Genomic DNA, 20,703 nt, shown 5'->3' with positions numbered 1-20,703 from the left:
CTAAAAACGTTATCTATTGGGCACCTCTTTTCTTTTTAATACACTGTTCCCTATCTTTGGAACGAATAAATAATTAAAAAATGAGAAAAAATGTTAGGTTGGTAGCCTGTATTATTGGCTTGATATCTTGCGGATCAATTCCTGTAGCCTTTGCTCAAAATAGTATTCAAAACCAGCAGGCTACTAAAACTGCGATTGTTGATAAAGCATTGTTGGATAGAATATTGGATAAAAATAGACAGTCATTCAAAGAAGGTAAAGTAGCCGATTATATTCCGGAATTGGGTAAAGCCAACGCATCGTCCATTGCTCTTTCGGTCGTAAATAGTGATGGAACAATTGTTAGTATCGGCGACGTACAGCAAAGATTTACAATTCAGAGTATTTCAAAAATTGTTTCCCTGATGATTGCCGTACTGGAAAATGGCGAGCAAGTTGTTTTCAATAATATGGGATACTATGGCACGGACAAACCTTTCAATCATTTTGCGAATTTGGAAACATCGGGTAAACCGTTCAATCCAATGATGAACGCTGGCGCCATTTTAACGACATCGCTTATTAAAGGAACAGGTGAGGAACCTTTTCTTAAAATACGCAATATGATTCGTTTTATAACAAATAATGAAAAGATTGATTATAATAAATCCGTATATAATTCGGAACGGGAGACTGGAAATCGAAACAGAGGTATGTTCTACCTGATGCGCAACAATGGACTCATTGATGGTGAAGGTGAAGATAAACTAAATAATTATTTTAAACAGTGCTCAATTGAGATAACCGCAGAGGATCTGGCTAAAATAGGTTTCTTTTTTGCCAATCACTGTGTGCGCTATGATGGAAATAAGCAATACAATAATCCAAGTCTATCTCAGCTAGTTCAATCGCAAATGCTCATTGCAGGGATGTACGAATTTAGCGGCGAATATGCCAGAACTGTAGGACTTCCAAGTAAATCGGGCGTGGGTGGCGGAATCGCTGTAAGTGTACCGAATAAAATGGGTATAGGGGCCTATAGTCCAGCATTGGATCAACACGGCAACTCGGTGGCCGCTTATCGCATGATATTAGATTTGGTGAAAGAGAAATCACTAAGTCTCTTTTATTAACCTTAGTAAATTCAAGTCAACGATAACATGATACGGACAGAACCAATCATCGCAGTGGAAAACGTTCCCAAAAGCTCACAATTCTATCAAAAGCTTTTAGGCTGTACCGGTCAACATGGAGGAGAAACATTTGAAATTCTCACAGATAACGGAACTGTTATTCTCTGTTTACACAAATGGGGTGAACATGATCACCCTACTATGCGGGATCAAATACAGGCAGGGAATGGACTCATATTATTCTTTAGAGTTGACAATTTACAGCAAATTTTCGAAAACGCCACTTTGCTAAATGCAGTCATAGAGAAAGATATACATTTCAATGAGAATTCTTTGAAGAATCAATTTATCCTACGTGACCCCGACAACTATTACCTGATAGTATCAGGCTAGTCAGATCTATTTGTTTGTCAATCGCGTGCAGGATTGTATTCATCAGTGAAATTTCCGTTCTTAAACCAGTTTAACTTTTGTGTTGAATGTTTGATGCAACTTTGTCTTATCAAAATTTAAAACAATGACCACACGATTTAATATTGCAAAAGTAGATGCAACCGCCTATAAGGCGATAATGGGATTGGAAACATATCTCAACGATATTTTTTTAAATCCTATTCAGAAGGAACTCATAAAAATACGTGCTTCACAGATCAATGGCTGCGCCTTTTGCTTAGATATGCACACAAAGGATGCACTGAAGTATGGTGAAACTCCACAACGGATATTTTTATTAAATGCCTGGCGAGAAACGGATCTATTCACCAAGGAAGAGCAGATATTGTTGGAGATGACAGAAGAGATCACTTTAATCCATCATAAGGGATTAACAGAAAGCACTTTTCAAAAAGCAAAAGAGATATTTGAAGAAAAAGAGATTGCTCAGATTATTATGGCGATTATTACCATAAATGCATGGAATAGAATTGGCATCAGCACGCATTTGGAACTATTAAAGTAGTTTTAGGCGCTTTCGCAAAAAAGCCTTTTCCAATATTGGAAAAGGCTTTTTCATTTACAAATAATTTCCTTTTATTTTCCTGTTAAAATCCCAATTATCATTTATCTTTATTAGGAAAACCTATATAAATACATGATTATGAAAATCATAAAAAAAATCCTCATTGTTTTAGCGATCATCGTCGCTATCCCCTTAATTACAGCGATCTTCGTCAGTAAAGACTTCTCGGCCGAAAGTGAGATCACGATCGATAAGCCAAAGCAGGAAGTGTTCAACTACCTAAAAATGCTTAAGAACCAAGATAACTTTGGTGTATGGCAGCTTTCAGACCCAGAAATGAAAAAAACTGAACAGGGTGTAGATGGTCAAGTTGGCTATAAATCCAGCTGGGATGGTAGGAAAGTTGGTAAAGGTTCACAGACTATTACAAAAATAGTCGATGGCGAAACGATCGAAACGTCCCTCGATTTCGGCATGGGTGAACCAGCCAAAGGTTATTTTATCCTAAAAGAGATCTCGCCTAATCAAACCTCAGTGACTTGGGGGATTTCAGGAAAATCGCCCTATCCATGGAACTTTATGAACTTATTTATGAATATGAACAAAGATTTCGATCAGGGACTGAAAAATCTGAAAAACATACTAAAATAGAAACTATACAAAGCAAAAAAAGGTGGTTAAAATAAACTTTACTTTAACCACCTTTTCTTATTTTCAAAAGGAACAAAATTTATCTTCTCCGCATTAAAATTCGTAGAATGTACCAGAACAGCAACATTATCGATGAAAATAGCTGTAGGGCCGCCCCAACATATTGTTCGTTGCCGTAACTATACTTCAGATTTTGAGTTTGATAGAGTATGCTTCCGGAAGCAAGGCCAATCATTGCAACCGAGAACCATAATCCAAGTTCAAAACCAAAAATAGCGCCAGCGACAATTGCCCCCAAAGATAAGAAGCCTCCAATTACCAGGATATTCCTGAGAAATGAAAAATCTTTATTGGATACAAATGCTACGACGGTAAGCCCAGTAAACAATGCCAAAGTCATTATACTTGCTTGATAAATGACACTAATACCTTCCGTCATAAACACCGCCATAAAAATCATTGGGAGGAAGATGATTGCTTCCAGTACAATATAGAAAGCTAGTCCTAGATATTGGGTTTGACGGCTTTGCGAAAGTGTCCATCTTGATGAAAGTGTGGACCCTAACCAAAAACATCCCAATAAGAATAACCAAATAAATTTTCCGCTAACCATCCAAACGATAAAATCATAAGGGATCAATTTGATCAGCAAAGTTTCCAAAACGATAAATGCCAAAATCGAAAGCGCAACATGAAGATAAGTTTTTTTATAAAACACTCCCCTTTCAGCGTCATCATTGATAAGAATGTACTCTTGTGATTCCATAAAACAAATACGATTGATTAAATAAGGATTAAAAATAAGCATTAATTCTATTTCCACAAGAAAGAAGTTTGCACGGGCTTATAAAAAAAGAACCCCGCCTAGCGGGGTCCATTCAAACAAACAACTTATTTCCAGCCTCCTCCCAAATCTTTATAGATATTGACAACAGCATTGAGCTGCTGCTTCTTCGTTTCTATCAATTCAAGTTTCGAATCCAGTACATCGCGTTGTGTCATCAAAACCTCCATGTAGTCTGCCCTCGCTGATTTAAAGAGATCATTTGACACAGACACGGAATTATTCAGAACCTCAACTTCTTTTGTTTTGAAATCGTAGCTGCGCCCTAGGTTTTCAATATTAGAAAGTTGTGTAGAGACTTCTAAGTAAGCATTCAGAATTGTCTTCTCGTAATTATATACAGCCTGTATTTGTTTCGCGTTGGCCGTATTAAATTCAGCTTTAAGCCCGTTTTTGTTGATCAATGGTGCTGCAAGCTCCCCTATTAGATTATACAAAACTGATTCAGGCATCTTAAATAGATAAGAAGGCTTGAATGCCTGTAAACCCAAAGCAGCCGAAATCTCCAAAGAAGGGTAAAACTCTTTCCGTGCGATCTGTACATCCAATTTCGCGGCAGCGAGCTCATATTCTGCCTCACGAATATCAGGTCTATTGCTTAGTAATTGGCTCGGTATGCCTGTTTGAACCTTCGCCGGGATCAAATCGACAAAATTGCTTTTGTCGCGTTTGATCTCTTGTGGAAAACGTCCCAACAGAAAATTAATGCGGTTTTCAGTTTCTTTGATCTGCTGCCTCGTCTCAAATTCCATACCTTTGGTTTTCAATACTTCAGCTTCAAACTTTTGAACCGCCAGTTCTGTTACACGAGCAGCCTGCTTCTGCAATCGGATTACCGAAAGCGCATTGTCCTGTAGCTCGATATTCTGTTTGATAATGGTCAACTGATTGTCCAATGCCAATAATTCATAATACGAACGGGCAACCTCGGCAATAAGGCTACTCAAGACAAAATTTTTCCCTTCTACCGTAGCAAGATAACGGTTGAGTGCGGCTTGCTCGGAGTCCTTAAGTTTTTTCCAAACGTCGATTTCCCAGCTTGCATACGCACCAATTGTCAAATCTCCTAGTGGATCCGGCATTTCCTTTCCAGGAGCAATTTCTGTGCTGGCATCACCCGCCCCCTGGCTGGTATATCGTCCAACTTTTTCAACACCTCCTCCAGCACGTAAACCAACCGTAGGTTTCAACGCCCCTTTTCGTAAAAGAATATCATTCTTTGCGATTGCCAACTCCTGCAAAGTAACATTCAGTTCCTGATTGTTTTTTAACGCTGTATCTATTAATACAACTAGATTTGGATCAGTAAAAAATTCACGCCACTTAACCGATGCTGAATTCGTTGTGTCAGATTTATCTACGTCTGTAAATTGCTGCGGAACAAATTTATTCTCCTTTATTTGTGTCGCTTTCGGAACCTTACATCCCGTCACTGCTGCTGAAAGCGAAAATGCAATGACCCATTGTATTTTTCTGCGATTAGTCATTATTATCAAGTTCTTCAGTTAATGGATTTTCATCTTCGTGTTTAATAAGCTTACGTCTAGAGGCAATAGTTCCGAAGATATAGTACAAGCCTGGTATCACTAAAATACCGAACACTGTTCCAAACAACATACCTCCCGCTGCTGCCGTACCGATCGTACGGTTCCCTATTGCACCTGGGCCAGACGCCATAACTAAGGGAATCAAGCCTGCTATAAAGGCAAAAGACGTCATCAAAATGGGTCTAAACCTAACTTTTGCACCATCCAAGGCAGCTTCAATAATACTCAATCCTTGCGAATGCCGCTGGGCAGCAAACTCAACAATCAACACCGCATTTTTACCAAGTAAACCTATGAGCATGACCAAAGCGACCTGTGCATAAATGTTGTTTTCCAATCCCAATAACTTCAATAATAGAAAGGCCCCAAAGATTCCGATTGGTAAAGAAAGCAACACGGCAAAAGGCATAATAAAGCTCTCATACTGTGCGGAAAGTATCAAATAAACGAAACCAAGACAAATTAAGAAGATATAAATTGCCTGATTTCCACGACCTACCTGATCTTTGGAGATACCAGCCCAGTCAATGCCATAGCCTCGAGGTAACGTTTTGGCAGCGACTTCATTAATTACCTGAATTGCTTCACCACTACTGTAACCCGGTGCGGCAGAACCTGAGATCTCAGATGCCATATACATATTGTGCCGAGTGATCTCAGAAAGACCGTAAACCTTTTCCATATGCATAAATGCTGAAAATGGAACCATCTCATCTTTTTCATTCTTCACATATAGCTTTAAGATATCTTCCGGCAAAGCCCTGTATTGCGGCAAAGCCTGAACCATAACTTTATATTGGCGATCGTACTTAATGAAGTTCGTTTCGTAATTACTACCAACCAAGGTCGAAAGCGTATTCAGCGCATTATCAATGGTAACACCCTTCTGTTGCGCCAGATCATTGTCTATATGCAACATATACTGCGGAAAACTCGCGCTGTAGAAGGTAAATACCGACGATAATTCAGGTCTCTTGTTCAGCTCACGTACAAAATCCTTACTTACCGTTTCCATTTTCTTGTAGTCACCAGAACCTGCTTTGTCCAGAAGACGAAGCTCAAATCCACCCGCGGCACCATAGCCCGGTACGGCTGGTGGTTGGAAAAACTCGATAGACGCCCCTGGGATATTTTTGGCAGCGGCCTCTAGTTGCTCAATAATCTCTTGCGAGGATTCTTTACGTTCTTCCCAGCTTTTCAAGTTGATCAAACAAGTACCCGTATTTGCCCCGGTTCCTTCAGTCAGGATTTCATAACCAGCTAACGACGATACCGATTGTACACCATCAATGTTTTCAGCTTCTTTTTGCAATGTCTGGGCCGCTAGATTGGTTCGTTCCAATGTTGATCCTGGCGGCGTTTGAATAATGGCATAAATCATCCCCTGGTCTTCATTGGGGATAAAACCTGCAGGAACAGCATTATTCAAAAAGTAGGCTCCAATACAAAAACCAATTAAGACTAAAAATGTAAACACCCGTTTATCCACTATCCCTTTCAACAAGTAAACATATTTGTTGGACATCTTGTCAAACAATCTATTGAAGGAATCAAGAAACTTATCGATAATAGATTTCTTTCTCGCCTTGCCATGATTATTCTTCAGCATGATCGCACATAATGCTGGAGTCAGTGTCAATGCCACAACACCCGATAGGATGATAGATGTTGCCATGGTAATGGAAAACTGCCGATAGAATATCCCTACGGGACCAGACATAAAGGCAACGGGGATAAAAACCGCCGCCATGAGGAATGTGATCGCAACAATGGCACCGCTGATTTCATGCATCGCTTTTTTGGTCGCCTTATAGGCCGAAATATGAAGCTCTTCCATCTTGGCATGGACAGCTTCAATAACCACAATCGCATCATCCACAACCACACCAATGGCAAGCACCAATGCAAATAGGGTGATCAAGTTGATGGTAATTCCAAAAAATTGCATGAACAAAAATGATCCCACCAATGAAACGGGCACTGCAATGGTTGGAATCAAGGTCGAGCGCCAATCTCCTAAGAATAGAAAGACGACAATAGCAACAAGCACAAATGCTTCCAATAAAGTATGGACTACCTTTTCCATGGATGCATCCAAAAATTTTGAAACGTCATAACTGATTTCGTAATCCAGTCCTTTAGGAAAAGATGCCTTCAATTCCTTCATTTTGCTTTTAACGTCTTGGATTACCTGAGAAGCATTACTTCCATAGGATTGTTTTAAGACAATGGCTGCGGATGGTTTTCCGTTCAGTGTAGAATAGATATCATACATCGCCGAACCGAATTTGATGTCTGCAACATCTTTTAAGCGTAACATTTCACCATTCTCACCCGCACGTAACACGATATTGCCATAGCCTTCAGTTGTCGTAAAACGTCCGGGGTATTTCAATACATATTCAAAAGATTGGGAGGTCATACCAGATGACTCGCCGGCTTTACCTGGTGAGGCTTCCAAACTCTGCTCTGATAAGGCTTTCATCACCTCTTCTGCAGAAATCTTGTAGGCTGTCATACGATCTGGTTTCAACCAAATACGCATCGCTAATTCGCGCGTTCCAAGAATATTAGCCACCCCAACACCGTCTACACGACGTAATTCGGAGACAATGTTCATGTCCGCATAGTTATACATAAAGTTTCCATCAAGCTCCTTGTCTTTGCTATAGAGATTGATGTACATGAGCATATTGGATTCTTCACGTGTAATCTTCACCCCCTCACGTACCACAATTGGAGGAAGCTTATTCACCACAGAAGCCACACGGTTCTGCACATTTAATGAAGCCTGATTCGGATCTGTTCCTAGGTTGAATACCACCTGGATACTTGCTTCCCCGTCGTTACCGGCATCAGAAGCCATGTATTTCATGCCCGGAACCCCATTTATCGCCCGCTCTAGCGGTATGATAACTGATTTAATCATCAACTCACCATTTGCTCCAGGATACTCCGCAGTGATATTCACCTTCGGTGGCGATATAGATGGAAATTGTGTTACAGGAAGCTGTACCATAGAAAGCACACCCAAAAACACAATGATCAGTGATATAACGATTGAAAGTACTGGTCTATTTATAAAACGACTAAACATAGTAATTTAAGTGTAAGGGGTCTATTCTGTTTTTAACTTCAAATTTGAAATAGCGTCTTTAGGTTGCACAAAGCTGTAGCTGATTTTATCATCCTCTTTTGCTTTCTGAATACCGTCCAACAAAAATTTATCATCTTTTTGAAGTCCGCTCGTTACCACATACAGATCTGGTAGGGAGTTACCGATTGTGATATGACGAGCTTTTAATTTCCCATCCTTATCGACTACATACACATATTTACGGTCCTGCATTTCGTATGTCGCTTTCTGTGGAATAATTAAAACCTGTTTCAACGGAAAGTTCATCACCACCTTGCCGCTCTCGCCATGTTTTAATAGACGGTTTGGGTTGGGAAATTTCGCTCTAAAAGCAATATTTCCTGTTTCACTGTTAAATTCACTTTCTATGGTCTCTACAAGACCATTTTGAGCAAATAGCTCATTATTGGCAAGTAGCAGGCCCACATGGGTATCCCCGCGTTTACTAACGTTAGTTTGATAACTTAAATATTCTGGTTCGGAAACATTGAAATAAACCAACATCTCACTATTATCAGACAGACTTGTCAATAATTCGCCTTCATCCACCAAACTCCCCAATTTCAATGGAATCCGATCAATCGTTCCGTCAAAAGGTGCCCTGATTTCTGTAAAGGAGAGATGTAATTTTGCAATCGCTGCCTCGGCTTTGGCTTGCTCAAGCTTCGCTTTAGCCATAGCGAGTTCGTTGGGCGATACAACATTTTTATCAGCTAATGTTTTTGTATTTTGAACTTCAATTTCCGCTACATTAACTTCTGCAGAAGATTTGCGGTATTCGGCCTCATACATCTTCGGCATAATCCGAAAAAGTAGTTGCCCCTTATGGACAAATTGTCCTTCGTCCACGAAAATCTGTTCAAGATAGCCCTTCTCTTGAGCCCGAAGCTCAATATTTCGGAAAGATCTAATCTGGGAGACAAAATCCTTACGGATAGTTGTATCCATTTGTACCGGAGAGGTCGCTGTGAATTTCTCTTTTTCTTCCTTTTCTTCCTTTTTGGAAGTACACCCGATTTGGCATAAGCTAATAGCCAAACTAGCGAGCATAAATACTCTTTTCATTTGTAAGCGTCTAATTAAAAAAATAAGTTTGATTGTTTGTTGTGCTGGTTGGTGAAATAACCTCTACTTTGGTTTATGGCCGTTTCGACTTGTTAATAGATTGTACAAATCGATTACAACGCAATGGAGCATCCCTTAGGATATCCACCAAAGCATATGAAATTTCGAAGGGAATATTTTAAATTCTCCAGTTTTGTTGAAGAACGTATCTTTGAGGGAAAAGATAGGCTATGAAATTGCAAAAAGGAATCTTCTTTGCAAATCGAAAAACAAAAACAAAAAGGACAATTGCAAAAAGCAGCAGCGCAACAAATTGAGACGTTACCTGCAAATCCTTGGTCAATTGAAAATTCTCGGCATCAAACTCCTCTATAACGGGATTATCACTGTGTATATTACCATAAAATAGCGGATCGATGTGATCAACCGATGCATCAATATAATGCTGCATGTCAGCATGATTATGCTGATACATAAAACTGACAGCTGGTCGATCGGATTCAATGAGCACAGCATGGCTATTACTGCTTCTGATAAATAAGAAGCATAGGAAAAGGAATATGGTAATAACCGCTTTCATTGCGGAGCAAATATACTAGCGTACAAATAATTTTAACGATCTTTAACACATTTTAACAAAACAATTACAATCCGCAGATTTCCGCTAGAAAAGTGATAATTGCAAACCCCGTCCATTTGTTCGCAAAGGTTCTGCATCTCCAAAGACTGTCCTGCCTCCATACTTCCAAGAATCCCTCCGTTCCTCCGCTATAATTTGCTGAATATCAAACTGTGGCTGAAAATCTCTTTCGCTATCCACGACGATCTGGTGCAACTTGTTTATTGATTTTAACTTTTCACCATAACCCAGTTTAGATTTTTCAACACCTTTTTGTAAAATCTGAATGCTCTCATCGTAAATGGTTAATGGAACCGGAAAAGGATGTCCATCTTTTCCGCCATGAGCAAAGGAAAATCGTGCGGGGTCGTTGAACCGTGAAGGCGCTCCATGGATCACCTCACTAACCAGGGCCAATGACTGTAACGTGCGTGGACCAACTCCTTTTAACAGCAGTAGATCTTCAAAATGGCTTGGTTGACTTTCTCGGGCGACGTACAACATCGCTCCCAATCTTTTCAAGTCAACATCTGCAGCACGTACATCGTGATGAGCTGGCATAATAAGTTTAGCGAAATCTTGCATTACTTTACTTGAATCCTCTCTCACTATAGTCATGATACCGGCTCTATTGGCAGCCGCTTCTGCAGCTGTCAAGTTGAGGATTATACCTTGCGAAGGCCCACTGATACCAGCATGAGGTTCTTCAACGAACGATTTGACCTTTTCAGAATGCCAATGGTAGCGACGAGCAGTACCATCTTTTTCATGCATACCTTGCTGGACAACAGACCAATTACCCTGATCTGTTACGATAAAATTATGTAAATACAGTTGGTAACCATCTTGAATGGCTGTGTTATCCACTTTAGCGACAAGCTTACTGCTGCGAATCAAGCCGTTGCCATCCAACCCAATTCGATCTGACAACTGAAGTAGTTCCTGTGGAGTCTGCATTGACAACTTGCCTTTCCCCCCACAGATATAAAGCCCCAGCGACTTCGCATCTGGATTAATAGCGCGTTTTAATGCCCCCATAACAGCCGTTGTGATACCTGAAGAATGCCAATCCATCCCAAGAACAGCACCGAAACTCTGAAACCAGAATGGATCCGCCAGTCTTCTTAAAACTTCATCTTTACCATAATCCATGAGGATAACTTCAACTATTGAACGGCCTAGGGAAGCCATTCGTTCGTAAAGCCACGCTGGTACTTTGCCATAATGTAATGGGAGATCTGCAGTGCCGGAACGTTTCATTGTAAACTAAATATATTAGTACAAATCTATCTCTTTTTCATATAAAATAAAAACGGCTAGATAATTTCTAGCCGTTTTTATTTTATAATCAATCTATACACTACACCTGAGCATACAACTTAGGGCTCATCGAAGTAGCGGCACATGTCACAGCTTCCCTATTTACCGGTTAACGCTGACAACAAACCAGCACGGAACGAAGGATCTTTCTCTGAAAATTCAATAGAATGCTTATATGTGTCTACATTAAAGAAGAGCTCCGCTGGAGCAGCTTTTTTATTATCCAAAAATAATTTAAAGCTATAGGCTGTTTTTTTGGACAAGTCAGCATTCACCTTATTGGATGAAAACACATTCGGAAGAATTACATCTTTTGTAAAAGAATCCGTTGTAGGCGTCTGAAATAATTCCCCTAACGCTTTAATTAAATTGTCAGACTGTTGGCCCGATGACGAGATTCTAATTTTACCTTTGGTAAAACCGACGTCATCACTCGGCTGGCCATCTATTATACCTGCGGGTATAAAATCTACAACCTCAAACTTCGCTCCTACAGTATCTTGTTTGTAAAGAGATTTTGTGATATAAATACGACTTGAATCGGTTAAGATCTCATCTGTGATACGTAGAAAAAAGTTCTTCTTTTCTGCGCCCGGTGTACCATTCGTAAATTGTTCGATTTTTACACCTTCAATTTTGTTAACCGTTGTTGTATCACTTCCATCAGTTTTCTTCTGATTGGAATTTCCGCAACTAGCCATCAGCACCGTAGCGGTAGCAAGAAATGCTATAGATTGAATCTTGTACATATTGAATTGTTTGTTATCAGTTATTAATGAATATTGCTCTTATAATATTACCATTATTACTGATAACAAACAACTATTATCAATGTTTTTATTTTATTTCAATAAAGCATCGTATAAAATTTCCACAGGATGATAAGATTTTCTTCCTACACCATCTTTAATCTGATGCCTACAGGAAGTGCCCGCCGCAGCAATTAGCGTATCGGATGATGTTTTACGTATGGTTGGTAACAAAACCAGTTCGGCCACTTTCATCGAAACATCATAATGTTCAGCCTCATAACCAAATGATCCTGCCATACCACAACAGCCCGAAGGAATAATTTCTACGCTAAAATTCGTCGGGAATGATAGAACCTGTTCTGTCACAGTCACGAGGTGAAAAGCCTTTTGGTAACAGTGACCATGCAGCTTTATCTTTTTTGTTGTTCCAGTAAACTGTTCCGGATGAATACGTCCTGCCTTCATTTCAGTCAACAGAAATTCGTCAATCATCAACGCATTTTTGGCTACTTTTTGTGCGTCAACACGTAAATCATCGTCTACTAAACTCAAATACTCGTCTCTAAATGTAATTATTCCTGATGGTTCAACGCCTAAAAGTGGCGTATCATCCGTAATTAATCCCTTTAAGAAATGGATATTTTGATTCGCAATCTTCTTTGCTTCTTTCACAAATCCTTTGGAAAGATAAGTCCGCCCACTTTGCACATGTTTTGGAATGACTACTTCATACCCCAATGCCGTTAACAATTTGTATGCTGTAATACCGATCTCTGCATCATTATATTCCGTAAACTCATCCGAAAAAAGATAAACACGACGCTTGGCATCACTTACCACTGCTTGTTTTTTTACCCATTGGGTTAAGGTCGTTCCATTGACGGTTGGCAAGGAACGCTTTGGCGCAAATCCTACTGTTTTTTTGACCATTCCTGACAAGAAATCATTTTTGACCACAAAATTATAAAGAGGTGCAACCCACGATCCGAGTTTCTGAGACTGGGTGAAATTAGCAATTAATTTTGTTCTAAACCCCGCGCCATGCTCATCATAATAGTGTTGTAAAAATTCTGCTTTCATTTTAGCAACATCAACGCTGGAAGGGCACTCCGTTTTACAGCCTTTGCAGCTTAAACAGAGATCCATGACCTCTTTGATTTCTTCATGATCGAAACGGTTTTTCTTTGTGGAATTCGTCAAAAACTGACGTAGCATATTTGCCCGTGCCCGTGTTGTATCTTTTTCATCACGTGTAGCCATAAACGACGGACACATTGTTCCACCGGTAATTTCAGTCTTTCGGCAATCTCCCGAACCGGAACACTTCTCCGCCAACCGAAGGATAGATTCATCTTTGGAGAAATCGAAGTAGGTCTTTATTTCAGTTCGGTTGTTATCGTTGTCATAGCGCAAATGAGAATCCATCGGCGGTGTGTTAACAATCTTATTTGCATTAAAAACTCCCTGTGGGTCAAAGATGAATTTGACTTCCTCAAGTAATTTATAAACTTTTTCGCCAAGCACTTTGCCAATAAACTCTCCGCGCAGACGACCATCACCGTGCTCACCACTCAGCGAACCGTTATATTTTAACACAAGATCACTCGTCTTCTCGAGGATTGAACGAAAAGTACGTTTACCGGCTGCTGTTTTCAGATTTACAAAGGGTTCGATATGCAGCTCTCCCGCTCCTGCATGCGCATAATAAGATGCGTGTACACCCTCTTCTATCAAAAGCTTTTGAATATCCCGCACGTAAGCAGGTAGGTCCTCAGGGGAAACAGCACAATCTTCAATCAAATTTACAGGCTGACTGTCCCCAGGCAAATTACGGATTAAACCAAGGCCCGCTTTGCGTACATCCCAAACTAAATTCGTCTGTTCAATACCGGTAATATAAGGATAGGCATATCCTAAGCCACGAGCAATTAGATCTTCTTTCAAGGCCATCGCTTTCGCCTCTGTTTCGGCAGCTGTAAGCCCCTAAACTCAACAATTAATAAAGCTTGGGGATCCCCCTCAATAAAAAAACGATTATACTTATAGGTTGGATGCCCAACCGTGAAATCCATGATGTATTTGTCTACCAATTCAGATGCTTCTGGTTTATGTTCCAAGGCAATCACGTTGCCATGCATACACTCTACCATATCTGCAAAATGAACACAGAGTAAACCTAACTCCTGAGGTGGTAAGGACATCAATTTGAGTTTCGCCTCTGTAACGATAGCCAAAGTTCCTTCGGACCCTGCTAATAAATTACACATATTGAAAGGGGCCGAACGATCAGCAAGAATATCCAATGCATAACCGGTATTTCTTCTTGTGATGGATCGTTTGGGGTAGCCCGCTTCTATGGCACTTAAATGTTGTGGATCTGTCAATAATTCATTCATATTACGGTAGATATCCCCCTCACGACCAGCTAATAATAATTTCTTAAAATATGCTGCTTCATCAAGCGCCTCAAAAGTCACTTCAGAACAGTCGTCCAAAAGTACGTTGGCCGAAATCAAATTGTGCCGTGTATCTCCCCAGACAATTGAATGCAAACCCGAAGAGTTATTGCCAATCATTCCACCAACCATGGCACGGCTTGCCGTCGAAGTTTCAGGCCCAAACATCAGTCCGAATGGTTTAAGATAACTATTTAAGTCGTCACGGATCACGCCTGGTTGCACCCGAACCCACTGCTCTTCGATATTAAGTTCAATAATACCGTTAAAATGACGCGAAATATCCATAATAATACCATGGCCTACAACCTGTCCCGCCAAAGAGGTACCGGCAGTACGTGGTATTATTGTCATCCTATGCTGCTGTGCAAAATCAATTAATTTTTTAATGTCATCAATATCAGCTGGTATTGCCACAGCCAACGGCTTTTCCTGATAAACGGACGCATCGGTCGAATAGGCAAGCAACATCGTTTGATCCTTGGTTTCATTGGTATAAAAGAGCTCCCCTTTGAGTTGAGACGCTAATAAGGCTAATTGATTTTGATCTTTCACTTAATCTGCATTTAATGTATGAAACAAATTTAGTCAAATTTATGCATCGGAAAAAGAGATGAATGCAAGAAATGCACAAATCAAAAACAAAAAACGCATAAAAACGCAAAACAGGGTAATTTACCACAAAAGTCAATTTTATTTCGTTCCTTCAAACAATGCGTGTATTTTTGTGGCGCTACATCATTTAGTTAACGATTGATATCTTCCTTATATGCGTAATCTATTCCTTCGCTATACGCTTCATTCTGATTTTATTATATACACCATCCGGGTATTGATTGGCTTCCTTATAGGTTACCCACTCTTTGTATCCTTTCCCCAGTACTCTGTTTCTTGGACACTCATATCGATTATACTGGTCATTTCGCCACAAGAGAATGAATCAAAAAAAATAGCTATCGATCGCGCTAAATCCAATTTTATAGGCTCGGCAATTGGGCTTAGTTTATATTTTGTACCTATTTCACAACTGTACGCCATGATTATCGGCATTGTCGCGTCATTGATTACTTGTAAGCTACTCAACATCATGGCTGTGGCGCGAACATCTATGGTCGCCCTAATTATCGTCTACCTTCATGAACAGCAAAGCCGCTCCTACTTCGCCGCCTTGGATCGCTTTGGTTGTGTCTGTTTAGGTTGTCTGATTGGATTGGGGGTCATCCTGTCTACAAGAAATATTATTCTGAAATTAAGAAAAAGGTATAATTGTTGAATTATACCTTTGGGCGACCTAAAAAGCAATATACTTACTTTCAGCACCATAGCCCAAATGGTTAAGATTTCTTTACAGTAAATTCGAATAAAATTCACATACCACTCCGTTTAATCAGAATAATATTCAGGATAGCATAAATAATTTTGAATATTATACTTTTTTAGCTACCTTTGCAGTCGAAATGACAAAAGTAGAATATAATTTAGACCAAGTCGACTATAAAATCTTGCGCTTAATGCAGGATAATGGACGGATCAACAATGCTGATATCGCAAGAGAATTAGGTATGGCACCATCAGCAATCCTCGAGCGTGTAAAGAAGCTTGAGCAAAAAGATGTGATTTTAAAATATAGTGCTAAGATCAATCCTGCCGCGGTCGATCAAAAACTTTTATCGTTTATTTTTATCAAAGCCAATGATATTATTGGCGAACAGGGTGTAGGGTTGGCACTTGCCGAAATCCCTGAAGTTCAAGAAGTACATGACATTGCAGGTGATGATGGTTATCTTATTAAAGTAAGAACTGCAGATTCTACAGGTTTAGTGGATCTCATGCGAAATACCTTAAGTAAAGTTGAAGGTATTATTTCAACGCGGACAACAATTGTACTTCAGACAGTCAAGGAAGATCAGCAGGTTGTGATACCTGAGTAATAGAAAGGAGGTTTAATTATGTTGCAAGGACAAAAAAAGGCAGCTAGCCCATTCATGGTTGTTGTTGCTTATTTCATTATTTATGTGGTATGGGGCTCTACCTTTTTCTTTATAGAAAAAGCATTGCATAGTTTCCCGCCATTTATTTTGGGTTCGTTTCGATTTGTTGCAGCCAGTGCAATCCTAATGACATATTGCGCCATAAAAGGATATAAATTATTTAACAAGCGTTCTATTCAGGAGGCCGCAATCGTAGGTTTTTTATTGCTCTTCGTCGATATGGCAGGGGTTATCTGGGCTGAGCAATATGTATCTGGTGGTGTTGCCGCTATTATTGCTGCCGCTGCTGCAATCTGGTTTATATTATTGGACAAACCAAAATGGAAAGAAAACTTTAGCAGCATTAGCACAGTTGCAGGCGTAGCATTAGGTTTCTGTGGTGTTGTGATGCTATTTGCTGAACAGATCATGGCGACCAATGACAATACAGATGGTACCCTTAAGGTGATTGCCTTATCGATTTTAGTATTGGGTTCTATTGCTTGGACTGTAGGTTCATTGATTTCCAAGTATTTTAAAAAATCTGACAAAGAAGAAAAAGAGGATCTGCATGTTATGGTGAAGACCGCTTGGCAAATGGTTACCGCAGGTGTCCTCTTTAATATCACAGCGCTTTTTACCGGCGAATATGCATCATTTACACTGCGTAGTGTGGCACCTGTTGACTGGTTCAATTTGGGGTATTTAATTACATTTGGCTCAATTCTTGCTTTTAGCTCTTATATTTGGTTATTGCAGGTGCGTCCAGCAATGGAAGTAAGTACCTATGCGTATGTGAACCCAATTATTGCACTTATATTAAGTCATTTTTTCACTTCGCACGTGGTAACCTCCCTGCAAATTGTCGGTTTAGCCGTTATTCTATTTTCAGTCTTGTTAATGAACTGGAAAGCGTATCGCACCAAACTGTCGTCGCGCAGCAAAAGGAAAAAGATCATCCAACAAGGTAATAAGCTGGAGAACTTGAAAACAGCGGATCGCCAAATGGATGCCAATACCATTCCTGACACGGAATTAGTTCACTAGGTTGTTATTTTTCTAATTATATGGACAAAGCTTAATGTGTAACAATGTTAAGCTTTTGTTGTTTTTAAAAATTAGCTAACATTGGATAAGATTTGTTCATATATAATTGGCTAACTTTGCAAAGTATTTGGTTAAATTAAAGAGAATGAATATATCGAAGCAAATTGCCTTTATTGGTAGCCTTGGTGTCGCTTCGCTTTTGATGGTTACAGGTTGTACAAAACAGCTCCATCCAACGCAAAAAGATTTCCAACAATATCATATCAATAGCGATATGCAAGCTGATCCTGCAGTCGTATCAATCTACGAGCCCTTCAAGCACAAAATGGAAGCGGAAATGAACCGTGTGATTGGACATGCGGACAAAGCATTGACAAAAGAGAAAACAGCGGAAACATTAATGGGCAACTTTTTTTGTGAAGCCTTGTTGTGGATGAGTGAACATAATGCCCATAACCCTGCGGATTTAGCGTTCGCAACAAAGGGTGGGATTCGAAATGACCTTAAAGCAGGAGATATTACCGTAGGACATATTTTCGAGGTTATGCCCTTTGAGAACACATTGACAATACTCGAACTCAAGGGTAGTCAGATTCGTCAGCTTGCTGACTATATTGCAACAACACATGGTCAACCTATTGCTGGAATGACTTTGACAATTACAGGCAACAAAGTTCAGGACATCAAGATCAAAGGTCAAGCTATTGAAGACGATAAGTTATATAAACTAGTGACCTATGATTATCTTGCCAATGGTGGTGACAACCTTACCCTGTTGACACAACCTGTATCGCGGGCAGACTATCCGCAACGTATGCGTGAAGGTTTGATTGAATATGTGAGTGAATTAACGAAAGAAGGCAAAAAAGTAAATGCAGAATTAGATGGAAGAATTAAAATCAATTAACCGAAGATCGTTTATCAAGCAAGTTGGTGGATTTTCTGCTGCAGTTGCTTTGGGATCACTTCCTTTTCAAGTCGACGCGAAGAGTAAGAAGGTAAAACTTACAATTTTACATACCAACGATGTTCATAGCCGTATTGAACCGTTTCCGATGGACGGCGGTAAATATCAGGGATTGGCTGGTGTTGCGCGCCGAAGTACGCTTATCAATAAAATCCGCAAAGAAGAAGAACATCTTCTATTACTGGATGCAGGCGACATGTTTCAAGGTACCCCCTATTTTAATCTTTTTGGAGGAAAACTTGAACTTGATCTCATGACAAAGCTGGGTTATGATGCCGGGACATTCGGAAATCATGAATTTGACAATGGTCTTAACGGTCTTGTAAAATACCTGGATCACGCTAAATTTCCGTTCTTAACGGCCAATTACGACTTCAAAGGAACTGTATTGGAGGGGAAAACCCAGGATTATACCATATTCCATAAAGGCGGAATAAAAATAGGCGTGTTTGGACTAGGAGTAGATATTGAAGGATTGGTTGACCCCAATAACTTCAAAGGAATGAAATATTTGGATCCTATTGAAGTATCCAACAAGGTGGTCCGCATATTGAAGGAAAAACACAAATGTGATTTGGTCATCTGTTTATCGCATTTGGGTTATCAATATGAAAACGATAAAGTGTCCGATCTGATCCTTGCCGCTAAAACCTCAGATATTGACCTAATTATCGGCGGCCATACCCACACCTTCTTAAATGAACCAACACTGGTTACTAATTTAAAAGGAACGAAGACCGTTGTGAATCAAGTCGGTTTTGCCGGGATTAATCTGGGACGTATTGACTTTATTATGGAACCGGGGTCTGAGAAGAAACAAATGGTCGCAAGTACCTATCAGGTCAATCCTTCAATTCCAGAGTCCATGTTGGCATAATATGATCTAATTCTAATAAATGCCAAGTTGACTAATCAATTTGGCATTTTTTTTACCAATACTACAAGAAGACGTATGAATTAAAAACCTTATACGATCTATACAAGCTGATTCATCATTCAATGAAAAGAATTTTATCGATATACCTCGACTCCTTTAAGGGACTGTCTCAAGCCGCATGGCTACTTGCCATAGTTATGCTCATCAATAGAATGGGAAGTATGGTGATTCCCTTTCTTGGTCTCTACATGACCCAGGTTCTACATTTTGACATTAAACAGGTCGGTGTGGTATTGATGAGTTATGGATTCGGCTCCGTTTGTGGTTCCTATATAGGTGGCTGGCTGACTGATCGGATTGGTAGTTTCAAGGTTCAGTTCGGAAGTCTCGTATTGGCCGCTCCTTTATTCTTACTGATTCCACATTTCAAAGAGGTGCAGTCGTTATCCATCATGATTTTTACGTTAAGCTTAATCTTTGATGCCTTTAGACCTGCAAACTCGGTGTCAGTGGCGAGTTACGCTAAACCAGAAAATATCACGCGCGCTTTTTCATTGAATCGCCTAGCCATAAATTTGGGGTTTTCAATCGGCCCAGCGGTTGCTGGCTTTTTGGCCACCATCTCATTCAATTGGATCTTTTATGGAAATTCTTTTGCCGTCCTTTGCGCTGCAGTGATTTTCTTTGTCTTTTTTCATAAGCGAGAAAAAAGAAGCGATATCAAATCAAAAAAAGAGATTATTCCTGAAAACGGATTGCCTCAAAAAGGACGAAATCCTTATACAGACGTGCCTTTTGTCTTATTCAATATCTTTTGTTGTATTTTCTCATTTTGTTTCTTTCAGCTGATTACGACTTTACCCCTTTTCTACCGTGAGGTTCATCATTTGAACGAACACCAAATCGGATTTCTACTCGGTTGGAGTGGTTTCGTTATCGTATTGCTGGAGATGTTTATCGTCCATATCGCTGAAAAAAGATTCTCGTTAATTAGCACGCTCGTCTTTGGAACATTTTTATGTGCCAGCTCTTATGCCATGCTAAATTTTACAGGCGGGCTGAGTTGGTTATATTTCACATTTTTTATATTTGGTCTCGGCGAAATGCTGACATTACCCTTTATGGCAACGGTTTCTGTTAACCGCTCGACACCCAAAACACAAGGAGCATACATGGGCTTCAATTCCCTTGCTTTTTCAGCTGCAAATATATTTTCACCACTTTTAGGGACAAGCATAGTTGACTCCTTTGGTTTCACAACACTATGGTGGGCAACTGCATTGACTTTATCTGCAACGGCAATCGGGTTCTATTTAGTTCTGAAATGGATGAAATAGTATAAACTAAATAAACAAAAAGCGGGTGTATTTAAAATTAAATGC

General features: G+C 39.8%; 19 protein-coding genes. 10 read left to right on the top strand and 9 right to left on the bottom strand.

The features are described 5' to 3' along the window. Positions 1–80: 80 nt before the first annotated feature. The 4 genes from glsA to OK025_RS19995 all read left to right on the top strand — a co-directional run bounded on the left by glsA (position 81) and on the right by OK025_RS19995 (position 2,721). Positions 81–1,112 carry a glutaminase A gene (gene glsA / locus OK025_RS20010; RefSeq protein ID WP_317666447.1) on the top strand — a complete coding sequence of 344 codons (1,032 nt, stop codon included), beginning with the start codon at positions 81–83 and terminating at the stop codon, positions 1,110–1,112. Between the two features lie 27 nt (positions 1,113–1,139). Continuing rightward, positions 1,140–1,505, top strand: a complete 366-nt coding sequence (locus OK025_RS20005) for a VOC family protein (RefSeq protein WP_317666445.1) — start codon at positions 1,140–1,142, stop codon at positions 1,503–1,505. A 124-nt stretch (positions 1,506–1,629) separates the two neighbouring features. Further along, the gene (locus tag OK025_RS20000) at positions 1,630–2,070 is read left to right on the top strand and encodes a carboxymuconolactone decarboxylase family protein (protein ID WP_317666443.1); all 441 of its coding nucleotides are present in this window, start codon (positions 1,630–1,632) and stop codon (positions 2,068–2,070) included. 138 nt (positions 2,071–2,208) lie between these two features. Continuing rightward, complete coding sequence (locus OK025_RS19995; protein ID WP_317666441.1) at positions 2,209–2,721, top strand: SRPBCC family protein; 513 nt, start codon at positions 2,209–2,211, stop codon at positions 2,719–2,721. A gap of 79 nt (positions 2,722–2,800) precedes the next feature. On the opposite strand, the gene OK025_RS19990 is transcribed toward OK025_RS19995, so the two are convergent. The 9 genes from OK025_RS19990 to OK025_RS19950 form a co-directional block, all read right to left on the bottom strand. After that, positions 2,801–3,544 (bottom strand): Bax inhibitor-1 family protein, encoded by a 744-nt coding sequence (locus OK025_RS19990; RefSeq protein ID WP_317666439.1) that lies wholly within the window; start codon positions 3,542–3,544, stop codon positions 2,801–2,803. Positions 3,545–3,612: 68 nt separating this feature from the next. Beyond that, a complete protein-coding gene (locus OK025_RS19985) occupies positions 3,613–5,052 on the bottom strand; it encodes an efflux transporter outer membrane subunit (RefSeq protein WP_317666437.1) in 1,440 nt (479 codons plus the stop codon). Further along, positions 5,045–8,209 (bottom strand): efflux RND transporter permease subunit, encoded by a 3,165-nt coding sequence (locus OK025_RS19980; protein WP_088161595.1) that lies wholly within the window; start codon positions 8,207–8,209, stop codon positions 5,045–5,047. The genes OK025_RS19985 and OK025_RS19980 overlap by 8 nt, the downstream gene beginning before the upstream one ends. A 21-nt stretch (positions 8,210–8,230) precedes the next feature. Next, positions 8,231–9,313 (bottom strand): efflux RND transporter periplasmic adaptor subunit, encoded by a 1,083-nt coding sequence (locus OK025_RS19975; protein WP_145326753.1) that lies wholly within the window; start codon positions 9,311–9,313, stop codon positions 8,231–8,233. Between the two features lie 178 nt (positions 9,314–9,491). Then, on the bottom strand, positions 9,492–9,893 hold the full coding sequence (locus OK025_RS19970) for a hypothetical protein (protein WP_317666434.1): 402 nt from the start codon (positions 9,891–9,893) through the stop codon (positions 9,492–9,494). A gap of 84 nt (positions 9,894–9,977) precedes the next feature. Beyond that, positions 9,978–11,192, bottom strand: coding sequence for a DUF763 domain-containing protein (locus OK025_RS19965; RefSeq protein WP_317666432.1), 1,215 nt, complete (start codon positions 11,190–11,192; stop codon positions 9,978–9,980). 158 nt (positions 11,193–11,350) lie between these two features. Then, entirely contained in the window at positions 11,351–12,001 is a 651-nt protein-coding gene (locus OK025_RS19960; RefSeq protein WP_317666430.1) for a hypothetical protein, read from the bottom strand. Positions 12,002–12,094: 93 nt separating this feature from the next. Further along, entirely contained in the window at positions 12,095–13,954 is a 1,860-nt protein-coding gene (locus OK025_RS19955; protein WP_317666428.1) for an FAD-binding and (Fe-S)-binding domain-containing protein, read from the bottom strand. Continuing rightward, on the bottom strand, positions 13,945–15,015 hold the full coding sequence (locus tag OK025_RS19950) for an FAD-binding oxidoreductase (protein ID WP_317666426.1): 1,071 nt from the start codon (positions 15,013–15,015) through the stop codon (positions 13,945–13,947). Before OK025_RS19950 ends, OK025_RS19955 begins: the two co-directional genes overlap by 10 nt. Positions 15,016–15,229: 214 nt before the next feature. Here OK025_RS19950 and OK025_RS19945 point away from each other — a divergent pair, with 214 nt between their 5' ends. From OK025_RS19945 to OK025_RS19920, 6 genes are all read left to right on the top strand, one after another. After that, a complete protein-coding gene (locus OK025_RS19945) occupies positions 15,230–15,733 on the top strand; it encodes an FUSC family protein (RefSeq protein WP_075992664.1) in 504 nt (167 codons plus the stop codon). Positions 15,734–15,917: 184 nt separating this feature from the next. Then, on the top strand, positions 15,918–16,391 hold the full coding sequence (locus OK025_RS19940) for an Lrp/AsnC family transcriptional regulator (RefSeq protein ID WP_046673335.1): 474 nt from the start codon (positions 15,918–15,920) through the stop codon (positions 16,389–16,391). Between the two features lie 18 nt (positions 16,392–16,409). Beyond that, a complete protein-coding gene (locus tag OK025_RS19935; protein ID WP_317666423.1) occupies positions 16,410–17,477 on the top strand; it encodes an EamA family transporter in 1,068 nt (355 codons plus the stop codon). A 145-nt stretch (positions 17,478–17,622) separates the two neighbouring features. Then, positions 17,623–18,384: a 5'-nucleotidase C-terminal domain-containing protein gene (locus OK025_RS19930; protein ID WP_232475530.1), complete on the top strand. Its 762-nt coding sequence runs from the start codon at positions 17,623–17,625 to the stop codon at positions 18,382–18,384. Beyond that, positions 18,362–19,321 (top strand): bifunctional metallophosphatase/5'-nucleotidase, encoded by a 960-nt coding sequence (locus tag OK025_RS19925; RefSeq protein WP_120334364.1) that lies wholly within the window; start codon positions 18,362–18,364, stop codon positions 19,319–19,321. Before OK025_RS19930 ends, OK025_RS19925 begins: the two co-directional genes overlap by 23 nt. A 122-nt stretch (positions 19,322–19,443) precedes the next feature. Then, on the top strand, positions 19,444–20,658 hold the full coding sequence (locus tag OK025_RS19920; protein ID WP_317666419.1) for an MFS transporter: 1,215 nt from the start codon (positions 19,444–19,446) through the stop codon (positions 20,656–20,658). Positions 20,659–20,703: the final 45 nt, after the last annotated feature.

Origin of the sequence: Sphingobacterium sp. UGAL515B_05 (assembly GCF_033097525.1) — a bacterium.
Lineage (GTDB): Bacteria > Bacteroidota > Bacteroidia > Sphingobacteriales > Sphingobacteriaceae > Sphingobacterium.
This window is presented reverse-complemented; position numbering and strand designations above follow the sequence as displayed.